The 24,971-nt window shown below is 56.8% G+C and carries 18 protein-coding genes; 9 read left to right on the top strand and 9 right to left on the bottom strand.

Going from position 1 to position 24,971, the window contains the following annotated elements; all coding sequences use genetic code 11:
* Nucleotide 1: 1 nt before the first annotated feature.
* Both QPM17_RS17575 and QPM17_RS17570 read right to left on the bottom strand, forming a co-directional pair.
* On the bottom strand, nucleotides 2–1,444 hold the full coding sequence (locus QPM17_RS17575) for an aldehyde dehydrogenase family protein (RefSeq protein WP_285392345.1): 1,443 nt from the start codon (nucleotides 1,442–1,444) through the stop codon (nucleotides 2–4).
* Nucleotides 1,445–1,472: 28 nt separating this feature from the next.
* Complete coding sequence (locus QPM17_RS17570) at nucleotides 1,473–2,657, bottom strand: aromatic ring-hydroxylating oxygenase subunit alpha (protein WP_285392343.1); 1,185 nt, start codon at nucleotides 2,655–2,657, stop codon at nucleotides 1,473–1,475.
* A 342-nt stretch (nucleotides 2,658–2,999) separates the two neighbouring features.
* Here QPM17_RS17570 and QPM17_RS17565 point away from each other — a divergent pair, with 342 nt between their 5' ends.
* Nucleotides 3,000–4,646: a BCCT family transporter gene (locus tag QPM17_RS17565; RefSeq protein WP_285392341.1), complete on the top strand. Its 1,647-nt coding sequence runs from the start codon at nucleotides 3,000–3,002 to the stop codon at nucleotides 4,644–4,646.
* Nucleotides 4,647–4,770: 124 nt separating this feature from the next.
* On the opposite strand, the gene QPM17_RS17560 is transcribed toward QPM17_RS17565, so the two are convergent.
* Nucleotides 4,771–5,697: a LysR substrate-binding domain-containing protein gene (locus QPM17_RS17560; protein ID WP_285392339.1), complete on the bottom strand. Its 927-nt coding sequence runs from the start codon at nucleotides 5,695–5,697 to the stop codon at nucleotides 4,771–4,773.
* A 228-nt stretch (nucleotides 5,698–5,925) separates the two neighbouring features.
* On the opposite strand from QPM17_RS17560, the gene QPM17_RS17555 reads away from it, so the two are divergent.
* Nucleotides 5,926–7,506 (top strand): hypothetical protein, encoded by a 1,581-nt coding sequence (locus tag QPM17_RS17555; protein WP_285392338.1) that lies wholly within the window; start codon nucleotides 5,926–5,928, stop codon nucleotides 7,504–7,506.
* 3 nt (nucleotides 7,507–7,509) lie between these two features.
* Here QPM17_RS17555 and QPM17_RS17550 read toward each other — a convergent pair whose 3' ends face one another.
* A complete protein-coding gene (locus QPM17_RS17550; RefSeq protein ID WP_285392336.1) occupies nucleotides 7,510–9,087 on the bottom strand; it encodes an FAD-binding oxidoreductase in 1,578 nt (525 codons plus the stop codon).
* Between the two features lie 204 nt (nucleotides 9,088–9,291).
* Between QPM17_RS17550 and QPM17_RS17545 the strand changes: the two genes are divergently transcribed.
* Entirely contained in the window at nucleotides 9,292–10,014 is a 723-nt protein-coding gene (locus tag QPM17_RS17545) for a Crp/Fnr family transcriptional regulator (RefSeq protein ID WP_285392334.1), read from the top strand.
* A gap of 5 nt (nucleotides 10,015–10,019) precedes the next feature.
* Here QPM17_RS17545 and QPM17_RS17540 read toward each other — a convergent pair whose 3' ends face one another.
* The 3 genes from QPM17_RS17540 to QPM17_RS17530 are packed head-to-tail and all read right to left on the bottom strand — an operon-like array spanning nucleotide 10,020 to nucleotide 12,619.
* On the bottom strand, nucleotides 10,020–11,381 hold the full coding sequence (locus tag QPM17_RS17540) for a diguanylate cyclase domain-containing protein (RefSeq protein WP_285392332.1): 1,362 nt from the start codon (nucleotides 11,379–11,381) through the stop codon (nucleotides 10,020–10,022).
* Nucleotides 11,382–11,384: 3 nt separating this feature from the next.
* On the bottom strand, nucleotides 11,385–12,221 hold the full coding sequence (locus QPM17_RS17535) for an OmpA family protein (RefSeq protein ID WP_285392331.1): 837 nt from the start codon (nucleotides 12,219–12,221) through the stop codon (nucleotides 11,385–11,387).
* Nucleotides 12,218–12,619, bottom strand: a complete 402-nt coding sequence (locus QPM17_RS17530; protein WP_285392329.1) for a DUF4398 domain-containing protein — start codon at nucleotides 12,617–12,619, stop codon at nucleotides 12,218–12,220. The genes QPM17_RS17535 and QPM17_RS17530 overlap by 4 nt, the downstream gene beginning before the upstream one ends.
* 241 nt (nucleotides 12,620–12,860) lie before the next feature.
* On the opposite strand from QPM17_RS17530, the gene QPM17_RS17525 reads away from it, so the two are divergent.
* Together QPM17_RS17525 and QPM17_RS17520 are read left to right on the top strand one after the other, a co-directional pair.
* Nucleotides 12,861–13,463 (top strand): PAS domain S-box protein, encoded by a 603-nt coding sequence (locus tag QPM17_RS17525; protein WP_285392328.1) that lies wholly within the window; start codon nucleotides 12,861–12,863, stop codon nucleotides 13,461–13,463.
* Nucleotides 13,463–16,000, top strand: a complete 2,538-nt coding sequence (locus QPM17_RS17520) for a chemotaxis protein CheB (RefSeq protein WP_285392327.1) — start codon at nucleotides 13,463–13,465, stop codon at nucleotides 15,998–16,000. The genes QPM17_RS17525 and QPM17_RS17520 overlap by 1 nt, the downstream gene beginning before the upstream one ends.
* 11 nt (nucleotides 16,001–16,011) lie before the next feature.
* On the opposite strand, the gene QPM17_RS17515 is transcribed toward QPM17_RS17520, so the two are convergent.
* A complete protein-coding gene (locus QPM17_RS17515) occupies nucleotides 16,012–17,820 on the bottom strand; it encodes an ABCB family ABC transporter ATP-binding protein/permease (RefSeq protein WP_285392326.1) in 1,809 nt (602 codons plus the stop codon).
* 230 nt (nucleotides 17,821–18,050) lie between these two features.
* On the opposite strand from QPM17_RS17515, the gene QPM17_RS17510 reads away from it, so the two are divergent.
* Both QPM17_RS17510 and gabT read left to right on the top strand, forming a co-directional pair.
* On the top strand, nucleotides 18,051–19,823 hold the full coding sequence (locus QPM17_RS17510) for an ABC transporter transmembrane domain-containing protein (RefSeq protein WP_285392428.1): 1,773 nt from the start codon (nucleotides 18,051–18,053) through the stop codon (nucleotides 19,821–19,823).
* A gap of 81 nt (nucleotides 19,824–19,904) precedes the next feature.
* Complete coding sequence (gene gabT, locus QPM17_RS17505) at nucleotides 19,905–21,179, top strand: 4-aminobutyrate--2-oxoglutarate transaminase (protein ID WP_285392325.1); 1,275 nt, start codon at nucleotides 19,905–19,907, stop codon at nucleotides 21,177–21,179.
* A gap of 96 nt (nucleotides 21,180–21,275) precedes the next feature.
* Here the strand turns inward: gabT and QPM17_RS17500 are convergent, their stop codons facing one another.
* The gene (locus QPM17_RS17500; RefSeq protein ID WP_285392324.1) at nucleotides 21,276–22,016 is read right to left on the bottom strand and encodes a ParA family protein; all 741 of its coding nucleotides are present in this window, start codon (nucleotides 22,014–22,016) and stop codon (nucleotides 21,276–21,278) included.
* Nucleotides 22,017–22,280: 264 nt separating this feature from the next.
* Between QPM17_RS17500 and QPM17_RS17495 the strand changes: the two genes are divergently transcribed.
* Both QPM17_RS17495 and QPM17_RS17490 read left to right on the top strand, forming a co-directional pair.
* Complete coding sequence (locus QPM17_RS17495; RefSeq protein WP_285392323.1) at nucleotides 22,281–23,993, top strand: carbohydrate-binding module family 20 domain-containing protein; 1,713 nt, start codon at nucleotides 22,281–22,283, stop codon at nucleotides 23,991–23,993.
* Between the two features lie 156 nt (nucleotides 23,994–24,149).
* On the top strand, nucleotides 24,150–24,917 hold the full coding sequence (locus QPM17_RS17490) for a VC0807 family protein (RefSeq protein ID WP_285392322.1): 768 nt from the start codon (nucleotides 24,150–24,152) through the stop codon (nucleotides 24,915–24,917).
* Nucleotides 24,918–24,971: the final 54 nt, after the last annotated feature.

Genomic DNA, 24,971 nt, shown 5'->3' with positions numbered 1-24,971 from the left:
CTTATTCGCCAGCGATGCGGATGGCGATATTTTTGGTCTGCACATATCCATAAAGCCCTTGCTGGCCTTTTTCCCGCCCATAGCCAGAGAGCCCTACGCCACCGAAGGGTGTTTCCACGCCACCAGCGAACCATTCATTGATGAACACCTGCCCGCCACGAAGGCGTCGAGCTGTTCGCAGGGCGCGATCGAGATGCTGGTCGAAAACACCAGCCACCAAGCCAAACGCTGTGCCATTGGCCAGGGCCACGGCTTCGTCTTCCGAATCAAAGGCATGAATCACTAACACGGGTCCGAAAACCTCCTGCTGGAAAATTTCACTGTCCACCGCTACATCGGTAAAGACGGTGGGCTGCATGAAGTATCCAGACGTGCCGGAAACCCGCTCTCCACCGGTGATGCAGGTCGCGCCCTCGACAATGGCTCGTCGACACATACCCTCCACCTGAGTCAATTGCGCCTCCGAAACCAGCGGCGTCAGGCCCGGATTAGTGATGCCTGCACCAATGGACAGACTTTCCGTCAATTCGGTGACCCGCTGGCAGACCTCTTCCATCCGTGACCGGTGCACAAGCAGACGGGACATGGCCGAGCACACCTGGCCCGCGTTGAAGAAGATGCCTGCCTCAACGCTTGCAATCACCTGATCAAGGTCAGCATCAGCGTGAACGATGGCCGCCGACTTGCCGCCCATTTCCATCACACAGGGTGTTGCGCGCTCGGCAGCTGCCCGCAGAATCCTTTGCCCGGTAGCGACCGAACCGGTGAACACGATCTGGTTGGTTTCGGCATGCTCGACCAAATGGGCACCCACAACCGCACCCGCACCACAGAGCAAATTAACGGCGCCACGAGGCAGCCCTGCGCGCTCGCACGCCGTCATCAAGAAGGTCATCGCCAGGGGCGATACTTCCGGGGACTTCACCACCACCGCATTGCCAGCGGCAAGTGCCGGCGCCAATGAGCGTGCGCAAATCGAGGGCGGGAAATTCCAGGGTACAATCTGTACCGAAACACCCATTGGCTCATAGCTGGTGAAATCGACATAGCCGTTACCCAGCGGGATAGACGTACCTTCAATTTTGTCAGCCATGCCCGCGTAATACTCGAAATAGCGGGCGGACTCCTCGAACTCCCCACGGGCAATATCAAGTGATTTGCCGTTTTCCCTGCTCAGCACCAGCGCGGCTTCCTCGGTCAGTGCCTTTATTTCACGGGCAATGGCCAATAACCAGGAAACCCTCTGGGCCGGACGTACAGATGTCAGAGCGCCGGAGTCGACACATCGACGGGCTGATGCCATGGCGGCGTCAGCGTCGCCGATACTGGCATCCGCAATTTCTGCATAGGGTTGGCCCGTAGCGGGATCATCGACCATGCGATAGGTTTCGCTGCCAGTCCATGCACCATCAATGTAATTGTAAAAACGTTCTAAGCTGCCCATGGAGCACTCCCAGGTTGCTGTCTGTATTTCATGCAGTCGGCTCATCGCGGCGAACACGCCGAGCTACCCACTGGTGGAAAAAGTGAGTCGGGTGGTCCAGTACCGGAGAGAAGACCCCCCCCTGGAATCCCGGTGACCGGCGACCACGCTGCATGCCTTCAACCACGCCGATATCCTCACCAAACACGACTCGCCAGGATTCCAGAGTGGAGGTTCGGCAGGCGCCGTAAGCGTCCTCGGCCGCTTCGTCACCCACGTAATAAACGCGCAAATGTTCGGTGGTTTTCCCCGCAGAGACCGGCTCCAACATCATGGCGAAGGCGTGGTCAGCTTGGATCCCGAGCAGAACATTGGGGAAAAAGGAGATGTATTCCGCATGCTCCAGCTTGTCCTGGGGCCATGAAGGGAACTTTGGCAGGCGCGTGCCGGCCACATTGGACAGGCGGTACGCCAGACTACCCTGACCAGAGCAATGTTCGCCGGCCTGGATATTGTAATGGTCTTCCAGGCGCGAATAGCTGTTCAGACTGGGATGAACCCACGGCAGGTGATAGCTCTCGCAATAGTTTTCCACTGCAAGCTTCCAGTTACAGTCGACGCTGATTTCCAGACTGCCGCCCATGTTTACCCGCCGTAAAAGATCAAAGCCATCGGCACCGATAAAGTCACGCCAGCGGTTTTCCAGCGGCGCCACGTGATCGGAAAACGGCTCGGCCTGACCGTCTGCATTGACGAAAATCATGTCCATCCAAACCGCACTGCGAAGTGGCTTGAGTCCGTGCTTTTCGCATTGGAAGCCTTCAACTTTGTGCTGACCGACACCGCCAATGTGCGGTGTACCTTTCAGCTTGCCGTCAAGGTCGTACGTCCATGAATGATAGGGGCAGCGAATAACCCCCTGGACTTCGCCTTCCTCCGCTACCAGTTGCATCCCCCGGTGACTGCACACATTGTGAAAAACCTGGGTTTCGCCGATTTTGTTTCGCATAAGTAGCAATGGCAGCCCCATGAAATCTACCGGCTTAACGTAGCCATCCTTGACCAGATCACTGGCAAACCCAACACACACCCAGGTACCTGCCATGAGCGTGTCACGCTCGAGATTGAAAAATTCGTCGCTAACGTACGCTGAGTTGGGCATGCCACTGGCATCGGCGATAGGCGCAAGCACACGATCGATTTGTTGGGTAGGGATCAGGTTCGGATTTGTCATGATGGCCTCTCTGTGAAACTGGCTGATTGATGCTTTTTTGTTTTCCTCGGCCTTGAACGAAAAACGGCCTGGATTGGAAGGATTCTGTGTGCAGAGGCAGCTTTCAGACAATCGATGTTTCGGCATCAACATATGATATTTAGTCATGCATGAGAATTTGATAACGCCCTATATCAAATGTGATGAGGATGCTAAGCATAAATATAGATTACTAAACCTCATGTATTTATGAAAAAAAAGACGTTGCTTGAGTTTCGTCAAGGCGTCATTCTTGCCACGCAAAAATAGGTAGTTTGCCCAAATTGAAACAAGCACAAAAACAACAGTCTCAGGAACAAACCTATGCGCTCAGACAACGGCCTGCTTAAGGGCCTCGACCCAACCGTGACCATTGCCTCGAAGATTCTGGTGATTGGATTCGTCATTTTCTGCGCAGTGATGGCAGAACAGGCCGGAGTAGTCTTTCAGGAGATTTCCACCAGTGTCCTGAATAATTTCAAGTGGTTTTATCTGGCACTGGTGACAGGCGTGCTCGGATTTCTTCTCTACCTCATGGTGAGCCGGTTTGGTCACATCCGGCTTGGCAAAGACGATGAAAAACCCGAATTCAGCTACATTGCCTGGGTAAGTATGCTGTTTTCAGGGGGCATGGGTATTGGACTGATCTTCTGGTCAGTCGCCGAACCAATGTACCATTACGCGGCCAATCCCTTCTCGGCCGATCTGACCGCTGAATCCGCGACAACGGCCATGCGGCTGACGTTCTTCCATTGGGGCCTTCATCCCTGGGCAACCTTTATTATTGTTGCATTGTCATTGGCGTACTTCGCCTATCGTAAAGGCCTCCCGCTCACCCTGCGATCCATACTCTATCCCTTCATCGGCAATCGGATTTATGGCCCTATCGGCCACACCGTGGATATTCTCACAGTGGGGATTACGGCATTTGGAGTGTCCCAATCATTGGGACTGGGCGTCATTCAAATGAACAGCGGTCTTAACCATGTATTCGGACTTCCCATCGACATCACCATACAACTCGGGATGATCGCCTTGATCATGCTGTTGGCGGTAGCGTCGGCCTTGTCAGGCGTGGGTCGCGGCATACGTCTGCTCTCTGAGTGGAATATGGTGTTGTCGGTGGTTATTGTGGTGGTTATTCTGGCCATCGGACCAACCCGCTACATACTCAACACCTTGCTGCAAAGCACTGGCGATTACGCCAACAATCTCATCAGCATGAGCCTGTGGAGCGATACCACCGCGGACAGCGGGTGGCAGAACTACTGGACTGCATTTTACTGGCCGTGGTGGATGACCTGGGCACCTTTCGTCGGAATGTTCATCGCACGCATATCACGTGGCCGTACGATTCGGGAAATGATTGGTGGGGCACTGATTGTTCCAACTCTGGTGACGTGCGTCTGGATGTCTGTGTTCGGTGGTAGCGCCCTGTACCAGGAAATGCAGGCTCGAACCGCGTATGACAATGCCGTCGCGGCAGATACCAGCGTTGCTGACACACCCTTTACCGGTGGCCCCATACTCCAGGCCACTCAGGCGGATACCACCTCAGCTTTGTTCGCTATGTTTGAAGGCATGGACCCGGGCGGGCTGGGAAGCGTGCTTTCGATTCTTGCCATCCTCTTGCTGGCAACCTATTTCATAACCTCGGCAGACTCCGGCACGCTTGTACTCTGCATACTGGACAGCGGAGGAAACACGGAGCCACCCCAAGGTATACGAGTACTCTGGGGCGTCGTAATAGCCTGTATCGCAGGCGCCCTGCTCTATGCAGGTGGACTTAAGACCATTCAGACGGCCTCCATTATTGCAGGCCTGCCCATTGCCTTCTTTATCCTGCTGATGACGATCAGTCTTTACCGAACCTTGCGACGGGAGCCCATTGCGGCAGCCATGCTCCCAGTGCACGCACGACCAAGTGATGTGCATCTGGACTTCGACAGCGCGGTTTCAGAATCTGCCTAGCATTTAACATCTGACATTAGATGCTGAATTGCTCAAGCAACTGCCCACCTCAGTAAAGCGTTGAATGCGGCGAGTTTCAGAGAACTCGCCGCATTTGAATACCAGAGCACCCCATACCATGGGGTCACGTCAGTCCGAGATCTCCTACCTCCCGGGGTACTGTTTCAAGAAGCCACTCCCGGAAAGCGCGAACACTGGCATGTCGCGAGGGAGCTTCGCCCTTGTCCAGCAGACAAAACCGGGCTTCGGTTCGAAGTACTGTGGAGGTTGGACGAACAAGTTGTCCGCTCGCCAGGTAGTCATCAACCAACTGCCCCCAACCAAGCGCCATGCCCTGTCCCATAATTGCAGCCTGAACCAGCATTGAGTAGCTGTTAATGTTCAGTCGCCGTCTCGGCGGCCCTACTTCCCAGCCCACCAGCCGAAACCAGTTCTTCCAACTAACCCAATCCGCGTCCGCGTCCTCCAGCGACAGAAGAGTGCAGCCAGCGAAGTCTTCCGGGTTTTCAAAGGGACCATATCGATCCAGATAGTCCGGGCTACAAACGGGGAATACCTCTTCATGAAACAGGGTTGTGGCATGCATGGCGGCGGGCGGCGTGCGGCAATAGAAAAGTGCGATGTCTGCTTCCACGCGACCAAGATCGCGAATTTGTTCAAGAGCCACAATGCGCAAATCAACATTTTCGTGTTCCTGCTGAAATCTGGCGATCTTCGGCAGTAACCATAACGATGCCATGGCACTCGACGTTGCCACCGTCACCTGCTGCATGCTTCGCCACGAACGTATATCGCTCGTCACCGATGCGATATCTGCCAGAGAACTACGGATTGCCTGAGCGTACTGTAATCCCGCCATGGTCAAATTAACCTTACGGGTGGCCCGGGTAAACAAAGGCTTGCCCAAGTAATCCTCCAGGCCACGGACCTGGCGGCTAATGGCTCCCTGGGTCACGTTCAATTCCTCAGCTGCCAACGTAAAACTCAAATGGCGCGCAGCTGCCTCAAAAGCGACCAGACTGTTAAGCGGAGGTAAAGGAGTGATTTTCAACGGCTGGTCCACCTGCTTTAGGTTGCATGTCGCTTATGTCATCAAGGCGACTTTACCTCCATTCTCTCCCAGATCAAAACTGTCGCCTAGACTTGATGTTTTGCAACCGTGGAGCCCGGCAACCCAATGACGCCGTCCATGCTTGTCTGGTTTTATTTCCAGCCACTGCCATCAAGTTTTCACATTGATCATGTAGAAAGATGCTCTCATTCCAACGGAGCAGCAGTAATGTCCGACCAATCATCCCTACTGGTAGAAAAGCTCTGGCGTCTGAAACGCCGTATCGATAAAGGCCAATGTCCTGGCGTGGATTTCGTCCACCTCAACGTCCTTCTCAGGGAGCCGGGTTACCGCAAGGATGTGCTCCGGCGCGTTGAAGCCAATGGCTCGCCAGAGCTCCAGGCTTTGGCCCGCGAGATCATGGCCAACGATGACGGTTTGCCTTTAATGGCAAAGGCGTCGGTCCAGACCCTTCCTGTGGATGCTGAAAAGCCAGCCAAAAGCCGTGGGTGGTTCTGGCGCAATGCACTGGTGCTGATTCCCGTGATCGGCGTTACCGTTGCAACCGTTGCCGGCTTTACTGCTTTCGAGAACCGCAATGTGCGTATCAGCACCGATATTACCTCGGATACAGTCTGGGAGGCGGGGCGTCGTTATGTGCTCGAAGACACGATTTTTGTCGAAAATGCGCAGTTGACCATCGAGCCCGGCGTAACCGTTGAAGGCGAATCCGGGTCTGCACTGATCGTAACGCCCAGCGCCAAACTGTTTGCCCGCGGCAGCAGAAACCAGCCCGTGGTGTTCACAAGCAGCAAGGAACCCGGGCAGCGAGCCCGTGGCGACTGGGGCGGGGTGGTCCTTCTGGGAAATGCCCCGGTTAACCAGCCAGACGCCGCCATTGAAGGTGTCCCCGAAAGCGACCCCCGCGGACAATTCGGTGGCAATGACGAACACCACAGTTGTGGTGTGATGCAATACACCCGCATTGAGTTTGCCGGGTTTGAGGTCTATCAGAACAACGAACTGAATGGGCTTACTCTGGGCGGTTGCGGATCCAACACCATTATTCAGCACGTCCAGGTACATCGGGCGCTGGATGACGGCATTGAGATGTTCGGCGGTACTGTTGACCTGAAGAACATACTGGTGACCGGTGCCGCAGATGACAGTATCGACTGGGACTGGGGCTGGCGGGGCCGGGTTCAGTTCGCCATAATCCAACAGCACCGCGATGTGGGCGACAACGCCTTTGAAGGCGACAACAATGGGTCCAGCCATACCGCGGTGCCCAGGTCCGAACCCACGTTCTATAACGTTACTCTCTACGGCAATGGCCGCTCCGCGAAAGAGCACCGGGCAATACGCTTGCGCGAAGGCTCCGGCGGACATTTCCACAACATGATCATAGACAGCTTTGCCATTGAAGCACTGGATACCCGGGATGAAGTCACCGCGCTGGTGAGCATGAACGCACTGACCTTCAGTCACAACCTGCTTGCCAACAATGGCCGCCTTGGCAACCTGACGATCGTTAACGAAACAGACGATGATGATTTCGGGTTCAATGAAGAACTGTGGATACGAAGCCCGGAACACCAGAACACCATTCAGGTCGAAACCAGCTTGCAGCCATCGGTCAACAGTGAATCCTCGCCCCACTTTCGTCCCAGGGGCTCGGCGCAATCCATGACGGCGAAGCGACCACCGAAAAGTGAATTTTTCGATGAATCAGCCATGTATTCCGGCGCGGTCAATCCCCGGGCCACGTCAACATGGCTTGAAGGCTGGGTTGCCTTCCCGGAAGCCTGACGGCTATATCAGCACCCCCGGGTTCAACAAACCATCAGGGTCCAGAGTCTGTTTGGCGGAACGCAGCACCTCGGCAAACAGCTCCGGCCGCTGGCGATCATAACCCGGCCGGTGATCACGGCCCACGGCATGGTGATGGGTAATGGTGCCGCCCAGGTCGATCAGGGTTTCCATCACTGCCAGTTTGATCTCGTCCCACTGTTTTACCTGGTCGCCACGCCGACCCGGGGCAATCAAGGTGTAGTAGGGCGCCGGGCCGTCGGGGTATACATGGGTGAAACGGCAGGTAACGAATGCCTTGCCACAGATCTCCCGGGTGACCCTGTTCACAGTTTCCAGGACACCCCGGTGGAACTCCTCGAACCTGTCCCAGGTAATGGCGGTTTCGAAAGTCTCAGCCACCAGTCCCAGGCGAATCAGCGCATCCCTCATGTAGGGGGCGCGGATAAACTGCTGGCGCCAGTCGCCGGCCTGGCCTTCATCGGGCTTCTGCTCCCGGTGGGCCTGAACCGATCCGCCAGCATCGGCGACGATGTCCACTGCCCTTTCCATCCACGCATCCACCGGATGATCCGCGGATTCAAAACCGATAATAAGTAAGTGCTTACTACCTCTTCCGATCCCGTTGATCATGGCTTCCCGAGCATCAATCAGTCGGCAATTGGTGGGGTAGAGCCCGGACTGGGACAATCTGCGGACCGCTTCCGCACCTTCCAGAAAATCTTTGAAATGAACCGTTCGGGTAGCCCGGAACTCTGGCCTGGCCTGAAGCCGCATCCAGGCGGAGGTAACAAAACCCAGTGTGCCTTCAGAACCCAGGAACAGCCGGTCCGGCGATGGCCCCGCCCCCGAGCCCGGCAACCGTCGGGTTTCCAGGGATCCTCGGGGCGTTACCACTCGGGTGGACTCCACCAGGTCATCGATGTGGGTATAGAGCGTGGCAAAGTGGCCGCCGGAGCGGGTGGCGATCCAGCCCCCCAGGGTTGAGAACTCGAAAGACTGGGGGAAATGCCGCAGGGTATAACCATGAGGCCGCAGGCCATCTTCGAGGGCCGGCCCATAGATGCCACCCTCGATATGGGCCGCCCGGGACTGGTGGTCCACCTCGATAATGCGATTAAAGCGCTCCATATCGACGGTAATGGTGCCTGCCCAGTCGCCTTCGTAGCGGGGTTCGGTTCCACCCACCACGCTGGAGCCGCCGCCGTAGGGAATCACCGCCGCCCCGCTGCGGCTGGCGTAATCCAGTACGTCGACAAGTTCCTGCTCGCTCGAAGGGCGGGCAATCAGGTCCGGAGCGCAGCGATAATCCCCACCCAGGCCCCGCACGATGTCCCGGAAGGATTTGCCGTAGGTATGGCTGGCCCGGTCCCGGCGATCCGTGGACATAATGGACAACAGCGATTCCGGCGGCTGCAAACGTGGTTGCGGCAACTCCAGATCCGCCAGCGTCGGCGGTGCCTGGCAGGTCAGCTCCGTATTTCCGAATTGCATACCCACCAGCTGGCGTAACTGACCAATCTGCTGGTCGTCGAATGCGCTCTCTTCGTTACCCCAGCCCCAGAAACTGCGTGTTGTCATGGATAGTCCTCAGCTATTGTTTTGCAAACAGTCTAGTCCAAGGCAACCGATGAGGCACCTGCCCCACATTACTCACAATGTTGCAGCCAGGATGCTTATTCTGTGTTAGCGTTGTCTACTGAATTGGAAGTCAGGCTTTAGCCTGTAACCGATTAATCGCACAAATTATGTGCTTTTTTAGTAGCCCTGCCAGGGAGGTAGGCTATGACCGAGACAGCAACTTCTCCCGACCAGAATCGTTTACTGGCGGCCATGCCAGACAGCGCCAAAAAACGGATTTTCCCCCAGCTCAAACTGGTTGAGCTCAAGCTGGGCGACGTGATTCACGAATCCGGCCAATCCATTGAATTCGTGTATTTCCCGACCAACTGCATCATCTCGCTGCTTTACGTCATGATTAACGGCTCATCCGCCGAAATCTCGGTGGTGGGAAACGAGGGTATGGCCGGCATCTCCGTTGTCATGGGTGGAGACAGCAGCCCCAGCCGAACGGTTGTACAAAGCAGGGGGTTCGCTTACCGGATGTCCTCTGCGGATCTCAAGGCAGAGTTTAACAACACGCCTGAAATTCGGGTGCTCACACTGCGATACACCCAGGCGCTGATCACCCAGATGTCCCAGACTGCGGTGTGTAATCGCCACCATTCAATTGATCAGCAACTTTGCCGGTGGTTGCTGCTGTCCCTCGACCGCCTCCCGGGCAATGAGCTGACAATGACCCAGGAACTTATCGCCAACATGCTGGGCGTCCGCCGTGAGGGCGTCACCGAAGCGGCCGGCAAGCTACAGAAACTGGGAGTCATTGAATACCATCGCGGCCACATCACGGTTGCTGACCGATCAAAGCTGGAAGCTCTGAGTTGTGAATGCTATGGCGTGGTCAAACGGGAAACCGACCGCCTGGCATCCCATAACATCAGTTACTGAGTCGGTCACTGTCGATTCCCAAAGAATAACGCCGGGCGTACCGCGACGGGCCGCTGATTCAGATTTTTGACACGGTACATGGCCGTATCCGCTACTTTCAGAAGCTTATCAACGGTCTCTCCGTCGTCGGGATACACGCTCACCCCGATACTGAGCTGAAGTGCCACGTCACGTCCATCGATAACCATAACAGCGGCAGCGGCTTCGCGTATTTTATCGGCAACGGCAAAAGCATGATCGGGCTGGGCGATTTCACCCAACAACACCACGAATTCATCGCCACCATAACGGCAGACCGTATCCGACGTCCTCACGCACGCCTTCAGCCTATGGGCCAGATCCACCAGCATCCTGTCACCGCTGTCATGGCCGAGTACATCATTGATACCCTTGAAACTGTCAAGATCGATGAACAGCAGGCCCATCTGTTTTTCGTGGCGCCTTGCCAGCGCCAGAGACTGCTCAAATCGCTCGTAGAAGGCATTTCGGCTATACAGCCCGGTCAAGGTATCATGCTGCGCCAGGTACGCCATGCGGGCCGTGGATTCCAGGGAAAGTCGGGCGTCATGGAACACAATCACCGCACCGGTAACCACGCCATGGCGGTTGTGAATCGGTGCAGCCGAGTCTTCAATCGCCAGCTCAACTCCGTCTCTGGCCACCAGCAGAGTGTTTGCTCCCAGCGCCACAATCCTGTCCGACTGAATGGCACGCCGGGCCGGGTCGGCCACCGGTTCATGGGTGTCGGCATCCACCACTCTGAAAATCTCTCCCAGTGGCCGGCCAATGGCTTCCTGGCGGCTGAAGCCTGTCAGGGTTTCCGCCACCACATTCATGTATGACACACGCCCGTCAATATCGGTGCTCAATACCGCGTCACCAATGGAGTCCAGAGTAACCTGTGCCCGTTCCTTCTCGTCGAACAGCTGTTCCTCGGCTTTTCTGCGGGCCCTCTCATGGGATTTGTAGGTGCTTATGTCCTCGAGCGTATGCACGTATCCCCGGGCGGGCAGGTTGTCTGTCAGCAGGGCCGCATTGCGGCGGGCCCAGATGACCTTGCCGTCCGAACACTGCAAACGCGCTTCGCACATGAAGGAATCTTTCCCGAGCACCGCGGCCTTCCAGTGCCGGACCGTCTTGTCGTGATCCTGCGGATGAATGACTGAACTCCAATGGGAGCCGACCAGTTCATCGCCGGTCCAGCCACAGAGTTTCTGATAGGCTTTGTTGCTGTAAAGACACTTTCCATCCCCATCCGTCACCAGAATACCCAGCGGTAATGCATCACCCAGCGGGACATCATGACTCTGGATCGCGTCGGCTTCCATATCACCTGCCAACGGAAAGAAGTCGCGATATCGCAGCATGTTCTACTCCCTGTTTTCGATAATGACTTCAACACGGCGGTTCTGCTGACGACCCATCGCGCTGTCGTTGCTGGCAATCGGTCGATCAAAGCCGAATCCGGACACCGTCAATCTGTCGCTGTTGATGCGTCGGTCGGTCAGGAACCGACGAACAGACTCCGCCCGTTGCCGGGACAGGGTTTCATTGAACATGGCGCTGCCGACGTTGTCGGTATGGCCTTCAATCAGTACCTGGCGGTCAGGGTACTGGTCCAGGAAGGTCACCAGTTTCTCCAGATTCTGGTTAGTACCGCCCTGAATCTGGGCACTGCCGGTAGCGAAAAGCACATCACCCAGGGTCAATACCAGTCCCCGTTCGGTCGCTTCAGCCTCGAGATCGTCTATCCGCCGCTGCATTTCCTCGGCTTCACGGGCCGACAGGGCGGCGGCATCCGCCTGTGATCCACGTGCACGCTCAGCCTCGGCGTGAGCCCGGTCCGCTTCCCGGGTCCGTGCCGCCAGCCGGGCCGCATCGCGCTGTTCACCCAAGCGTTCCCGTTCTGATTCCAGCAGCCGTGTCTGGCCTTTGGCACGGGCAATTTCAACCATGCGGTCGGCCATATAAACCCGGTAGTCCGCCAGCGCTGCCTCGTTGTCAGCCAGCGGCTGTTCAGCGAGTTGCACCGCCGCTTCCGCATCACGCAATTCGGTGCGGGCATGGGTCTTCATTTCCGGATTCTGTTGCAGCGTCGTCAATCTGGTGCGCACATCTTCCGAGCCGTCAGGACTGGTTGGCGACATGGCGCAGGCCGTCAGAAGCACGGACGAAAGCACAACTGCGGCGGTGGCTTTTCTGTTCATTGTTGATCTCCCAGACGCTGCATCTCTTCATCGAGAGCCTCAGCATCACGCTCCAGTTCACGATTGATTGCCGCGGCCTTCGCCGCTTCCGTTCTTGCCATCGCCAGTTCCGCAGCAACACGGGCCTGTTTGGCCAGCCGGTCGGCATCGGTCATCCGTTCATCAGCCACCGCCTTGTCCGCTTCCGCCAGCTGACGGTTTGCCTCTTCCAGTTCGGCGCCGGCATAGCGTCGGGCCTCAGCCTGCTCGGCACTGGCAATGGTATCTCTGGCACCGTTCAGGGACTCCGTTGGCGGCAGCGGCGCGGAGGCGCATGCAACCAAGGTCAGGGTAGCGAGCATCAAGGTTGTGAAAAGACCGGTGCGTCTACAGGCACGCCGGATTGTGTCGGTATTCATAGGCTGGCTCCTTATGCCACAGCGTTGCACGAACCTCAGCGGCCCGGGCAACATTTTGTTACAAACACATTAGACCTCGAACACCAGACCTTCTGTTCGTTAACACACACAGCAGGTTCCACTTTTCAAAAATACACATCACTCGCTATTAGGTTTTAATAAGGAGGAGTAGACTGGATAAAAGTAACTCAAGCGATGGTTTTGAGGCGCAACTTTTTGACTGCATCTGTAGGGAGGCAAGATGGCTGACACGCACGGATACTCCAATACCGAAAGGCACGAAAGGCTACGCCGCAGCGCCAGGGACCTGATCGACCACGGCGTGCCGCCACGCAACCATGGTGGCACCCTCAGCGTGGATGCACTGAAACTGCTGTACGAGCGCGCCAGTTCGCCCGAATCCGCTGCCGATGCCCTCAAGTTGCTCCATGAACTCCAGACCTATCAGGTGGAACTTGATCTTCTTTATGAACAACTTCAGGCCAATGAGCAGGAGATCAGCGAGGAGCTGGCTCATTACCGGTCTCTCTATGAGCAGGCCCCGGCCGCCTATCTGATCGTTGCCAACGATGGTAGGATTATTGAAGGTAACGAGGCTGCGGGCGTGCTTTTCGGAAAACCCGACACGGATCTCGCTGGCAAACCCTTGTGGGCACTTCTGGCACCCGGCCAGGAAAAGGCAATGGACACACTGCTCGGTAATCCCGAGGAACAGGGCGTAGTAAATGTACCAGTTGAACTCCCCGATCGCAGACAGGTGGCCGTCAGCTCAAGGCCTGCTACTGCCGGTGACAGCATTCTGATGATCCTGACTGAAGCCCTGACAGACCCTGCCAGCTCCTGATGCGAATCGTAGGTATTGGGGCCTCCGCCGGTGGCCTGGCGTCATTGGAGGGCTTTTTCCGCAATACGCCTTGCGATACCGGTATGGCTTTTCTGGTGGTGCAACATCTGGACCCGACCCAGAAGGCACTGCTGCCGGAACTCCTCCAACGCTATACCGAAATGCCGGTTTATGAAGCTCAGCAGAACATGCCCATTCGCGCTGATTCCATCTACGTGATCCCGCCCAACCAGGAGCTGCGGGTGGTCGACGAGACCCTGAAGCTGGAGCAGCCCGCGCAACCAAGGGGGCAGCGGCTGCCCATCAACGTGCTGTTCTCATCCCTGGCCAGCGTCCAGAACGAACGGGCCATTGCCGTTGTGCTTTCCGGCATGGGCTCTGATGGCACCCTGGGTCTGCAGGCCGTCAAGGCCGTCGGCGGGCTATCAGTGGTGGAGAGTCCCGAGTCGGCCCAGTTTGATGCCATGCCCAAAAGTGCCATAGACGCAGGCTGTTGCGACATTGTGGCCCCGGCTGACGAATTACCGGACCGCATTCTGGCCTATGATCGCCGTGTTCCGGAACCGGGACATGGCCAGGAAAACAGCCACCTCGCCCACGCATCGTTGACAAGGCTGGATCCACTTCTCCGGCTACTGCAACGGCACACCCGGCATGACTTTTCCCTCTACAAACCCACCACCCTGAACCGCCGGATTGAGCGACGCATGGCCATCCACGGGATTTCCGATCTGGCCGACTACACCCATTTCCTGGAGGACAACGAGCAGGAAATACAACTGTTATTCAGGGAACTATTGATCGGGGTTACCGGGTTTTTCCGTGATCCTGAAACCTGGGACTATCTGGTTGAGACCGGCCTGCCAGACCTTCTTGATAGCCAACCGCAAGACCATACCCTGCGCGCCTGGGTGGTGGGCTGCTCAACCGGGGAAGAGGCCTATTCGTTGGCCATTGCGTTTACCGAGGCGCTTGAGAACGCCGGCCCCGAGCGGAAACGGGAGCTGAACCTGCAAATTTTTGCCTCCGACATCAGCCCTGAGGCCATTTCCATCGCAAGGAGAGGGCAATACCCTCTGAGTATTGAAGACACGGTATCCGAGGACCGGCTGGCACGCTTTTTCATCCGGCATGACACCCATTACCAGATACTGCCATCGATACGGGACAAGGTTATGTTTGCCACGCACGATGTCATCCTGGACCCGCCTTTCACCAATCTGGACCTGATTGCCTGCCGCAACCTGCTGATTTATTTTGACGTGACGCTACAGCGACGGATACTACCCCTGTTCCACTACAGTCTTCGCCCCAACGGTTTGTTGATGCTGGGCAGTTCGGAAACCATCGGCCGGCTGAATCATCTGTTCGCACCCCTGAAGCCGAAAATGCGGCTGTACCGAAGCAAACCCTTCGAGTCCGTCCGCCACTCTGACTTCCTGCTAAGATCATTCCCACCGATGTCCACCCTGCACAAGGAGCACCCAGTGCACTCCAATGAAACTCTCTCACAGGAGGATACCAATAACACCCTCCAATCCGCCGCCGATCATGTGCTGCTGCAGGGCTATGCACCGGCCTCGGTAGTGCTCAACGCGGATGCGGATATTGTTTATATCAGTGGGCGTACGGGCAAGTATCTGGAGCCTGCAGCGGGCAAGGCCAATTGGAACATCCATGCCATGGCCCGTGAAGGTCTGCGCGAGCCACTGTATACCGCCCTGAAAAAGGCACCCGACCAGTCGGAACCGATCGAGCTTACTGGATTGCCGGTACAGACCGGCGCCGGCACCCAGGCGGTTGACGTGACCATTCAGGCCCTTCGCGAACCCGAAGCCCTGAAGGGCATGACCATGGTGGTATTCCGCGATGCACCCACACCAGTAATGTCCCGCCGGCGCAAACCCGCTTCCGCTACTGAGGCTGACTACGTTGCGGAAATCCAGCGGTATCAGAAGGAAATTGACAGCCTGCGGCAGCAGGCGAAACTGACGCGGGAGGAACTGCAGGCGTCCAACGAAAAGCTTCAGACCACCAATGAAGAGCTGCAGTCAGCCAATGAGGAACTGACCACCTCCAAAGAAGAAATGCAGTCGATGAACGAGGAACTGCAAACCATTAATACAGAACTGCAAACCAAACTGGATGACCTCGCCCTCGCCCAGAGCGATATGCAGAACGTGCTCAACAGCATTGAAATAGCGGTTCTGTTCCTGGATAAGGAGCTTAATGTAAGGCGCTACACCGAGCGGGCCACATCCATTATCAACCTGCGCGAAAGCGACATCGGCCGCCCGCTGAGCGACCTGACCACCAGCCTCCGCTATCCGGAACTGCAGGAGGACGGCCAGAAAACCCTGGATTCACTGGCCGTCACCGAAAAGCAGATTACCACCAACGATGACCGCTGGTTTTCAGTCAGAATCATCCCTTACCGGCGGCTGGACAATATGGTTGATGGCGTGGTCATCACTCTGGTGGATATCACCGACACCAAGACGCTGGAATCCTCGCTGCGCAAAAACCCGCAGTCCTGAGTAGTCGGGGTTCAGGCTTCACCGTTATCATCGTCGCCGCTTCGATGCTGCTGCGCCCACAGATGGGCGTAGTGACCCTCCCGTGCCAGCAGGGCGGAGTGGTTGCCACTCTCGACAATACGGCCGCCATCCATCACCAGAATGGTGTCCGCATCCCGCGTGGTTGAGAGACGGTGGGCAATCACCAGCGACGTGCGCTGACGACTGACTTCCTTCAGCGCCCCAAGGATTGCCTGTTCAGACAGGGAATCCAGGGAAGATGTGGCCTCGTCCAGTATCAGCACCGGTGGATCCTTGAGAATCACACGGGCAATCGCCACACGTTGCTTCTCGCCTCCGGACAGCTTCAGACCCCGTTCACCAACCTGGGTTTCGTAGCCATCCGGCAGGCTCTGGATAAAAGCGTCCAGGTGCGCCATGCGGGCGGCCCGGTAGACTTCCTCTTCGCTGGCCCCGGGCCTGCCATAGGCCAGGTTGCGATAGAGGGTGTCGTTGAACAGCACCGTGTCCTGGGGCACCACGCCAATGGCAGCCCGCAGACTGTCCTGGGTCACGTTGCGAATATCCTGGCCATCAATGGTAATGCTGCCCTGGTCCACGTCGTAGAAGCGGAACAGTAGGCGGGCGAGGGTGGACTTTCCAGCACCGCTGGCACCCACCACTGCCACGGTGTGGCCGGCCGGAATGGAAAAATTCACATCCCGGAGAATCTGTCGGTCCTGTCGATAGGCAAAATGAACATGCTCGAAACGGACTTCGCCCCTGTCCACAATCAGTGCTTTGGCATCGGGTGCATCCTCAATTGCCGGCTCGTCCCCCAGCAGCCCGAACAACCGTTCCACGTTCACCAGCGCCTGACGGATTTCCCGGTAGACGAATCCCAACGCGTTCAGGGGGATAAACAGTTGGAGCAGATATGCGTTGATCATGGTGAAATCACCCAGGGTAATCTCACCCATCGCCACTTCCCGCACCGCCATGGCCATGATCACAATCATCGCCAAACCAATGATGAACGCCTGGCCGGAGTTCAGGGCCACCAGGGACAGGCGGTTTTTCAGGCGTGCCTGTTCCCACTCGTCCAGATCCCTGTCGTAGAGCTCTGCCTCGAAACGCTCGTTATTGAAGTACTTCACGGTCTCGTAGTTGAGCAGGCTGTCCACCGCACGGGAGTTGGACTGGTTATCCCGGGCATTGGCCTCGCGCACAAATCGGGTACGCCACTCGGTAACCTTGATGGAAAACACCACATACACCACCACCGCCACCAGGATCGCCAGAACGTAACCAACGTTGAACACCACAAACAGGATGCCCGCTACCAGCAGGATTTCCAGCAACGTGGGCACGATATTGAACAGAGTGAAACGGAGCAGGAAGCTGATGCCGTTGGTGCCCCGCTCAATATCCCGGGCCAGACCACCGGTCTTACGGTCCAGATGGAACGCCAGTTCCCGGTTGTGAAGATGTTCGAAAACCCGCAGCGATACACGCCGCATGGCCCGTTCCGCCACCCGGGCAAACACCGCATCCCGCAGTTCGCTGAACAGGGTGCTGCCGAATCGGAGCAGGCCATAGGCGACGACCAGGAGCACTGGAATCCACAGAAGTACCTCGCCACCCCGGTTTTGATCCAGGTAATCGACGATGTACTTGAGGGCTACCGGTGTAGCAACAGTCGCTAACTTGGAAATTATGAGAAACGCCAACGCCAGAACAACGCGGCCCCGGAATTCCGCCAGATAGGGCCAGAGACCCGATATGACTTTCCAGTCCGGTTTGTGGTCTGCGGGGTAGTCGTTATCGGCGTAGGCGCGCAATTGGTTTTCCTGTCAGAATTGGGAGTTGTCGAGCGCCCGAGGTGGCGATGGCCTGCCAGGACACGCTGTAAATACGTCCCTGTACGCTCGACAAAAGCCATCCATGGCTTTTGACGGTCCTGGCAGGCCATCCCCACCCCGTGCACTCTTGCCAGCAGTTGTGATAAGTCTTTTACCGAGTTCAAACCGTACTGTTGCCAGAGTTTACAGTACCGCCAAGCAGGAGGCACATCATCAACACCCGTCACCGCAAAGCATTAAAGCTGGTTATCGATTTTATAAGCCCTTACAAGAGGGCCGTTGCTGGCGCTCTTGTGGCCCTGGTATTTACGGCGGGTATCACGCTTGGACTTGGTCAGGGGCTAAGAATTCTGGTGGATCAGGGCCTCGCCACTCAGTCCCCAGCCATGCTGTCTCGATCTGTGGGACTGTTTTTTATATTGGTGATTGGACTGGCGATCGGTTCCTTCGCCCGTTTCTACCTGGTGTCATGGATTGGCGAAAGGGTAGTGGCGGATATTCGCAAGCAGGTATTCAACCACCTGATTGACCTTCACCCCGGCTTTTACGAGAAGAACCGGAGCCTGGAGATTCAGTCGCGGTTTACGGCCGATACCACCGTGCTGCAGTCTGTTATTGGCTCCACGGTATCCATTGCCTTACGCAATGCGCTGATGCTGGTGGGTGGGCTGATACTGTTGTTCGTGACCAATGCCAAGCTGGCCAGCATTATCATCCTGGGCTTTCCACTGGTGATCATTCCCATTCTGGTTTACGGGCGCCGGGTCAGAAAGCTTTCCAGGCTGAGCCAGGACCGGGTCGCAGAGGTGGGTAGTTATGTCGGGGAGAACCTCACCCAGATCAAGACGGTGCAGGCGTTCAATCACCAGCCCCACGACCGCCGGTTCTTCGCCCGTGTGGCGGAAAATGCCTTTGATATTGCACGGGTGCGGATTCGCCAGCGGGCCTGGCTGACCACTATTGCCATTACCCTGGTGATGGGCGCCATAGGGGTGGTGATCTGGATTGGCGGGCTTGATGTGATTTCAGGGCGCATCAGTCCCGGGGAGCTGGCGGCATTTGTATTCTATAGCCTTTTGGTAGGGCTGGCAGCCGGAGCCGTCAGCGAGGTGATTGGTGAGTTGCAACGGGCGGCCGGGGCAGCGGCACGAATCTTTGAGTTGTTACAGACGCCCAGTGACATTCCCATGGAGACAGACACTGACGAGGTGTTACCGGAAAACATTGCCGGTGAAATAGAAATCAACAACCTGAGCTTCTGCTACCCGTCACGGCCCGATACCCAGGTTTTGAAAGACCTGTCCCTGAGCATTCATGCCGGTGAGACAGTGGCGCTGGTCGGTCCCTCCGGTGCAGGCAAGTCCACCCTGTTTGACCTGCTGCTGAGATTCTATGATCCGGACGCCGGGGAGATCCTCATCGACAACACCAACAGCCGCCGGGTGAGCCTTGAAGACCTGCGCCGATGCTTTGCACTGGTGCCCCAGAACCCCGCCCTGTTTCACGGCACCATTGCCGATAACATCCGCTATGCCCGCCCGGATGCCAGCGACGATGCCATGGTAGAAGCAGCTCGTATTGCCCATGCCGACGAATTTATCCGTAAGCTTCCTCAGGGCTATGAGACGCCTCTTGGAGACACCGGGCTGGGACTTTCCGGAGGACAGAAGCAGCGGCTCGCAATCGCCCGGGCATTGCTCGCGGATGCGCCTATACTATTATTGGATGAGGCCACCAGCGCCCTGGATGCTGAAAGCGAACATCTGATCCAGCAGGCGATGCCGGGACTGATGTCCGATCGCACAACCCTGGTGATTGCCCATCGGCTTGCGACTGTGAGACACGCCGATCGTATTATTGTTCTGGACGCCGGCGTTATTCAGGATATTGGCAACCACGAGGATCTGGTTGCACGCAATCCGCTTTACCGGCGGCTGGCAGAACTTCAGTTCCGGGAAGACAGCGAGGAAGAAAGTACGTAGAAACATCAGGTCCGGGTTTTCAAACCGGGCCGTCATTTCGTGTATGCTGGTGGAACTAAACCGAATTCGAGGAGAGGCAAAGTGACGAACAAAGAATTGCAGGCACTCAAAGAACGTTATGTTGCGGCCGGTGCTGCCAGCCCTAACGAGCAGTTTGCCGACCATGCGACCAATGCCGAACTCTGGGATGCCGATGGCAAACGGATGATCGACTTCGCCGGCGGCATCGGTGTACTGAATATTGGCCATCGTCACCCGAAAGTGGTGGAAGCGGTGAAAGGCCAGTTGGACAAGCTGATGCACACCTGCCAGACGGTCATGCCCTACGAGGGTTACGTGAGGCTGGCTGAGAAGCTCAGTGGCATTGCGCCGGTCCGTGGCCATGCCAAAGTCATGCTTGCCAACAGCGGGGCCGAGGCACTGGAAAACGCGGTCAAGATCGCCCGTGCCGCCACTGGCCGCGCCAACGTCATCTGCTTCGATGGCGGTTATCACGGTCGCACCATGTACACCATGGCCATGAACGGCAAGGCGGCGCCCTACCAGACGGATTTCGGGCCCATGCCGGGTACCGTTTTCCGCGCCCCTTATCCGGTGCCATACCACGGTGTGAGTGAAGACGAAGCCCTTCGCGGCCTCAAGATGGCCATGAAAGCGGATTCCCCTGGCAAGGACACCGCCGCCATCATCATCGAACCGGTACTGGGCGAGGGTGGTTTTTACGCTGCACCGCCGAGCTTCCTCAAGGCCATCCGCGACATCTGTGACGAGCATGGCATTCTGATGATTGTCGATGAAGTCCAGAGCGGTTTCGGCCGTACCGGCAAAATGTTCGCCATTGAACACAGCGGTGTTGAGCCGGACATGATGACCATGGCCAAGAGCATGGCTGACGGTATGCCCATCTCCGCCATTGTCGGCACAGACAAGCACATGGACGCCTCTGGCCCCAATTCCCTTGGCGGCACCTATACCGGCAGCCCCACTGCCTGCGCAGCGGCCCTGGCGGTACTCGAGGTCTTCAAGGAGGAAGATATCCTGGGTAAGAGCCAGCGTCTGGGTGACAAGCTGCGTAAGCGCTTTGACCAGTGGCAGGAGCAGTTCCCCCATGTGGACAACGTGCGCAACCTGGGCCCCATGGCGGCTATCGAGCTGGTAACCGACAAGACCAGCAAGGAGCCAAGAGCGGACTTCGCTGCAGCGGTGACCAAGAAAGCCAAGGAAAATGGCCTGATCCTGCTGAGCTGCGGTATGTATGGCAATACCATCCGCTTCCTGATGCCAGTGACCATCGAGGACGAGATCCTCGAGGAAGGTCTGGGTATTGTCGAGCAGGCATTGAAAGAGCTCGGCTAAGAGCGGCGCAGGAGCAGGACCTTTGTTGTCCTGCCCGCGAATACAGAAACGCTGGTCGGTTATTCACTGACCAGCGTTTTTTTTGACTCAAACGAGCTAAAGCAGTTTCCGGATTTCCTTCCACAACCGGCGATAGGCATCGGCCGCGGCAGAGGAATGGTCTATCAGCTCGACCGGCTGGCCACTTTCCCCCATTTTCTCCACGACGCTGGCGTTGGGAATCAGCGCATTCAGCCCACCCTCAAGATGCTGCTTGCGATTGATCACCATCTGGCTGTGCAGGTTCTTGCGTCGGTCTACCATTGAGAAAAAGGGATGCAAACGGCCGGGCTTGAGTTTCTTGTCCCTGGCGAAGGCCTGGAGCTGGTGCCAGCTGTTGAGGGCAAGCCAGGTGGGTACTACCGGCACAAATACGCCATCGGCCGTTTTCAATACCTGCTCGGACAGCCGGGACATGGACGGTGGGCAGTCGAGCACCACCAGACTGGTTTCCTCCGACAGCGGCGCCAGCCAATTCTTCAGCGTATTGTTGCTGTCGTCCTTGTCGAGCCGGACATCAAGGTTACGGAAGCTGTTATGGGCGGGGATAAAGTCCAGGTTGGGGTAGGCACTGGCACGAATAAACTTGCCAATCGGCGTCTTGCCATCCATCAGTGCTGCCAGTTTCCGGCCCTTTATCTCGTCGGTACCCGCCAGGTACCAACTTGCCGCGCCCTGGGGGTCCAGGTCCCACAGCAGGGTGGGGATGCCTGCCCGGGCGGCGAGATACGCGATGTTCACGGCCGCTGCGGTTTTACCCACACCGCCTTTGAGGCTGTAAAAGGCAATGATCTTCATGCTCCCTCCTGAAGGCCCGACAATACAACGGCTGCCAGCTTAACCGATCCCGGCGAGCAGGAGTGTTGCAGTTACATGACACATCGTTATTCACGACATAAATCTGCAGACTCCTCCCTCTCGCTACTCCCCATAATCACCTGACAAGGATGTTTTGCCTAATGATTGAAAAGATCATGTTGACACTGGACATCTGCAGACGTCGTCGACTGACGACCTTGGCAGTCGGATATCTCCACAACAAATACAACACAGGAGCAACCAATGGTCTCTATCAAACGCCTGGTGACCAGCGTCGGTCTTGGCCTGACACTGTCGTTACCATTCCATACTGCCCAGGCGGGTACGTTCGTTCACCTGTTTGAATGGAAATGGAGCGATGTTGCGAACGAATGCGAACAGTTCCTGGGCCCCAACGGCTTCAGCGCGGTTCAGGTATCGCCGCCCCAAGAGCACATTCAGGGCGACGCCTGGTGGACGCGCTATCAACCTGTCAGCTACCAGCTTCAGAGCCGAAGCGGTGATGCCAGCCAGTTTGCAGACATGGTGTCTCGGTGTAACGCCTCCGGTGTGGATGTGTACGTGGATGCAGTCATCAACCATACCGCCAACGGCACCGGCACCGGCACAGCGGGCTCCGGCTATAGTAGCGATTCGCTGGCATACCCGGTGTACAGCAGCAATGATTTTCATCAGGAGTGCAGTATCAATGGCTCCGACTACAGTTCGGATGCCTGGCGCGTTCGTAACTGCCGACTGGTGGGCCTGCCGGATCTTGATACCGGGAGCAACTATGTGCGCAATACCCTCGCCGGATATCTCAACCAGCTGACCTCACTCGGTGTTAAAGGAATCCGGGTGGATGCCGCCAAACATATGTCCCCCGACGATATCGTCGCTATCATCAATCAGGTAGAGGATCCCCTGTATGTATTCCAGGAAGTGATCGACCTGGGTGGTGAGGCGGTAAGTGCCACCGAATATACCGGCACTTCTGACGTGACTGAATTCCGCTACAGTGCTGCCATCGGTGATGTATTCAAGAACCAGCGTCTGACCAACCTGAGTGCGTTTGGTGAAAGCTGGGGCTTTCTTTCAGGCGGTGACGCGGTTGTTTTTACCGACAATCACGACAATCAGCGCGGCCATGGTGCCGGTGGCAGTAATGTAGTGACCTATAGGGACGGCGAGCTCTACAACCTGGCCAACGTGTTCATGCTGGCCTGGCCTTACGGTTATCCCAAAGTCATGTCCAGCTATGCCTTCTCGGACAGCGAGCAGGGCCCACCTACCGGAACGGTGTACCAGGATGGTTCGGCACAGTGCGGTTCGGCATGGGTCTGCGAACATCGCTGGGAATCCATTGCGAACATGGTGGGCTTCCGGGCAGATACCGACGGTGAGGGCGTGAATAACTGGTGGGACAATGGCAACAACCAGATTGCCTTCAGTCGGGGTAACAGGGGCTTCGTTGCCATTAATCGCGAAGGCGGTTCGCTCTCCCGAACCTTCAACACCGGGTTGGCTGACGGTCACTATCGAAACGTTGCCGGCGAGGGTGCCTGCGTCACTGTGGAGAGCGGTCAGGTTTCACTAACCGTACCGTCGATGCAGGCTGCAGCACTGCATGTCGGCGAGCCGTGCGATCCCCCAACCAATCCGCCGTCAGGGTCGACAGCCTCCGTGGCCTTCCAGTGCCAGAACGGCAATACTGAATGGGGACAAAGCGTTTACATTACCGGCAACAGTGACGCCCTTGGTAGCTGGTCCCCGGCCGATGCCCTCAAACTGGAGCCGACTGCTTATCCAACCTGGAGCGGCACCTTCGAGATGCCTGCCAATACCAGCCTTGAATGGAAGTGCATTAAACGCAGCGAAACCGATCCCTCGGCCGGACTGGAATGGCAATCAGGCTCCAATAACCTGGTGGAGACCGGAGGAGGGGATTCCAGCAATTCCACGTCCGGGTCGTTCTGACGCCCGCCTCCTGCTGATCAGCGACCAGTCTGCCCTCAACGGCAGACTGGTTCGGCTATCCTTCGGTTAGTCACGGATTCATCGTATACTGCCTGATCACTTTTTCGGTATGCTGGGTTGTTACCAGCATTACTTCCCCGAACCTCAGGCAGATATATGAACTCCCCGGAATCCCCGTCAAGACCAACGCACAAACCCAGGCCCTGGGTCGATCTGTTAGTCAGCATCATTATTCCATCCGTCATTCTCATGAAGCTGAGCGGTGACGACTACCTGGGCAGCGTCATGGCCCTGGTGATCGGCCTCGCTTTTCCCATGGGCTGGGGGCTGTTCGAACTGGTGCGTTACCGCAAGTACAACTTTATCGCGGTTCTGGGCATCATCAGTGTAGGCCTTACCGGCGGTATCGGGCTGATGGAGCTGGATGCCGGCTGGCTGGCGATCAAGGAAGCCGCCGTTCCCGCCGTCATTGGCATCGCAGTCCTGATATCAACCCGGACCAGATACCCGCTGGTGAGAACGCTACTCTATAACCCCACAGTGCTGGATGTGGAAAAGATCCAGGCTGCCCTGAAAGAGAATAACAGTGAGGCCGAATTCGAAGCACGGCTGCTGAAGGCCAGCTATTTCTTCAGCCTGACGTTCCTGTTTTCGTCCATCATGAACTTTGTGCTGGCCAAGTGGATTGTTACCAGTCCCTCCGGCACCCAGGCGTTCAATGAAGAGCTGGGGCGAATGACACTGGTAAGTTATCCGATGATTGCCATTCCCTCGATGATCATGATGATCGCGATTTTTTACTACCTGTGGCGTTCGATTCGACGGCTCACCGGATATACGCTCGAAGAAGTCATGGCGCCCCATCTGGCCGCTCAGCACAGGGACAAGTCTTCGGACTCAACATCCGGACGTCATGACCCGTGACCCTGGCAAATTATCTGTTAACATTTTGAATTTAAAAGAAAAAGGCGACCAGAT

Source organism: Marinobacter azerbaijanicus, from assembly GCF_030250645.1.
Taxonomy (GTDB): Bacteria; Pseudomonadota; Gammaproteobacteria; order Pseudomonadales; family Oleiphilaceae; genus Marinobacter; species Marinobacter azerbaijanicus.
The sequence above is the reverse complement of the archived record's forward strand: the minus strand, read 5'-3'. Positions and strand labels throughout refer to the sequence as shown.

What these genes read in the sequence shown, in the direction of transcription:
- QPM17_RS17575 (WP_285392345.1), bottom strand. Translation starts at nt 1,444, where the DNA reads ATGGGCAGCTTAGAACGTTTTTACAATTACATTGATGGTGCATGGACT.
- QPM17_RS17570 (WP_285392343.1), bottom strand. Translation starts at nt 2,657, where the DNA reads ATGACAAATCCGAACCTGATCCCTACCCAACAAATCGATCGTGTGCTT.
- QPM17_RS17565 (WP_285392341.1), top strand. Translation starts at nt 3,000, where the DNA reads ATGCGCTCAGACAACGGCCTGCTTAAGGGCCTCGACCCAACCGTGACC.
- QPM17_RS17555 (WP_285392338.1), top strand. Translation starts at nt 5,926, where the DNA reads ATGTCCGACCAATCATCCCTACTGGTAGAAAAGCTCTGGCGTCTGAAA.
- QPM17_RS17550 (WP_285392336.1), bottom strand. Translation starts at nt 9,087, where the DNA reads ATGACAACACGCAGTTTCTGGGGCTGGGGTAACGAAGAGAGCGCATTC.
- QPM17_RS17545 (WP_285392334.1), top strand. Translation starts at nt 9,292, where the DNA reads ATGACCGAGACAGCAACTTCTCCCGACCAGAATCGTTTACTGGCGGCC.
- QPM17_RS17540 (WP_285392332.1), bottom strand. Translation starts at nt 11,381, where the DNA reads ATGCTGCGATATCGCGACTTCTTTCCGTTGGCAGGTGATATGGAAGCC.
- QPM17_RS17535 (WP_285392331.1), bottom strand. Translation starts at nt 12,221, where the DNA reads ATGAACAGAAAAGCCACCGCCGCAGTTGTGCTTTCGTCCGTGCTTCTG.
- QPM17_RS17530 (WP_285392329.1), bottom strand. Translation starts at nt 12,619, where the DNA reads ATGAATACCGACACAATCCGGCGTGCCTGTAGACGCACCGGTCTTTTC.
- QPM17_RS17525 (WP_285392328.1), top strand. Translation starts at nt 12,861, where the DNA reads ATGGCTGACACGCACGGATACTCCAATACCGAAAGGCACGAAAGGCTA.
- QPM17_RS17520 (WP_285392327.1), top strand. Translation starts at nt 13,463, where the DNA reads ATGCGAATCGTAGGTATTGGGGCCTCCGCCGGTGGCCTGGCGTCATTG.
- QPM17_RS17500 (WP_285392324.1), bottom strand. Translation starts at nt 22,016, where the DNA reads ATGAAGATCATTGCCTTTTACAGCCTCAAAGGCGGTGTGGGTAAAACC.
- QPM17_RS17495 (WP_285392323.1), top strand. Translation starts at nt 22,281, where the DNA reads ATGGTCTCTATCAAACGCCTGGTGACCAGCGTCGGTCTTGGCCTGACA.
- QPM17_RS17490 (WP_285392322.1), top strand. Translation starts at nt 24,150, where the DNA reads ATGAACTCCCCGGAATCCCCGTCAAGACCAACGCACAAACCCAGGCCC.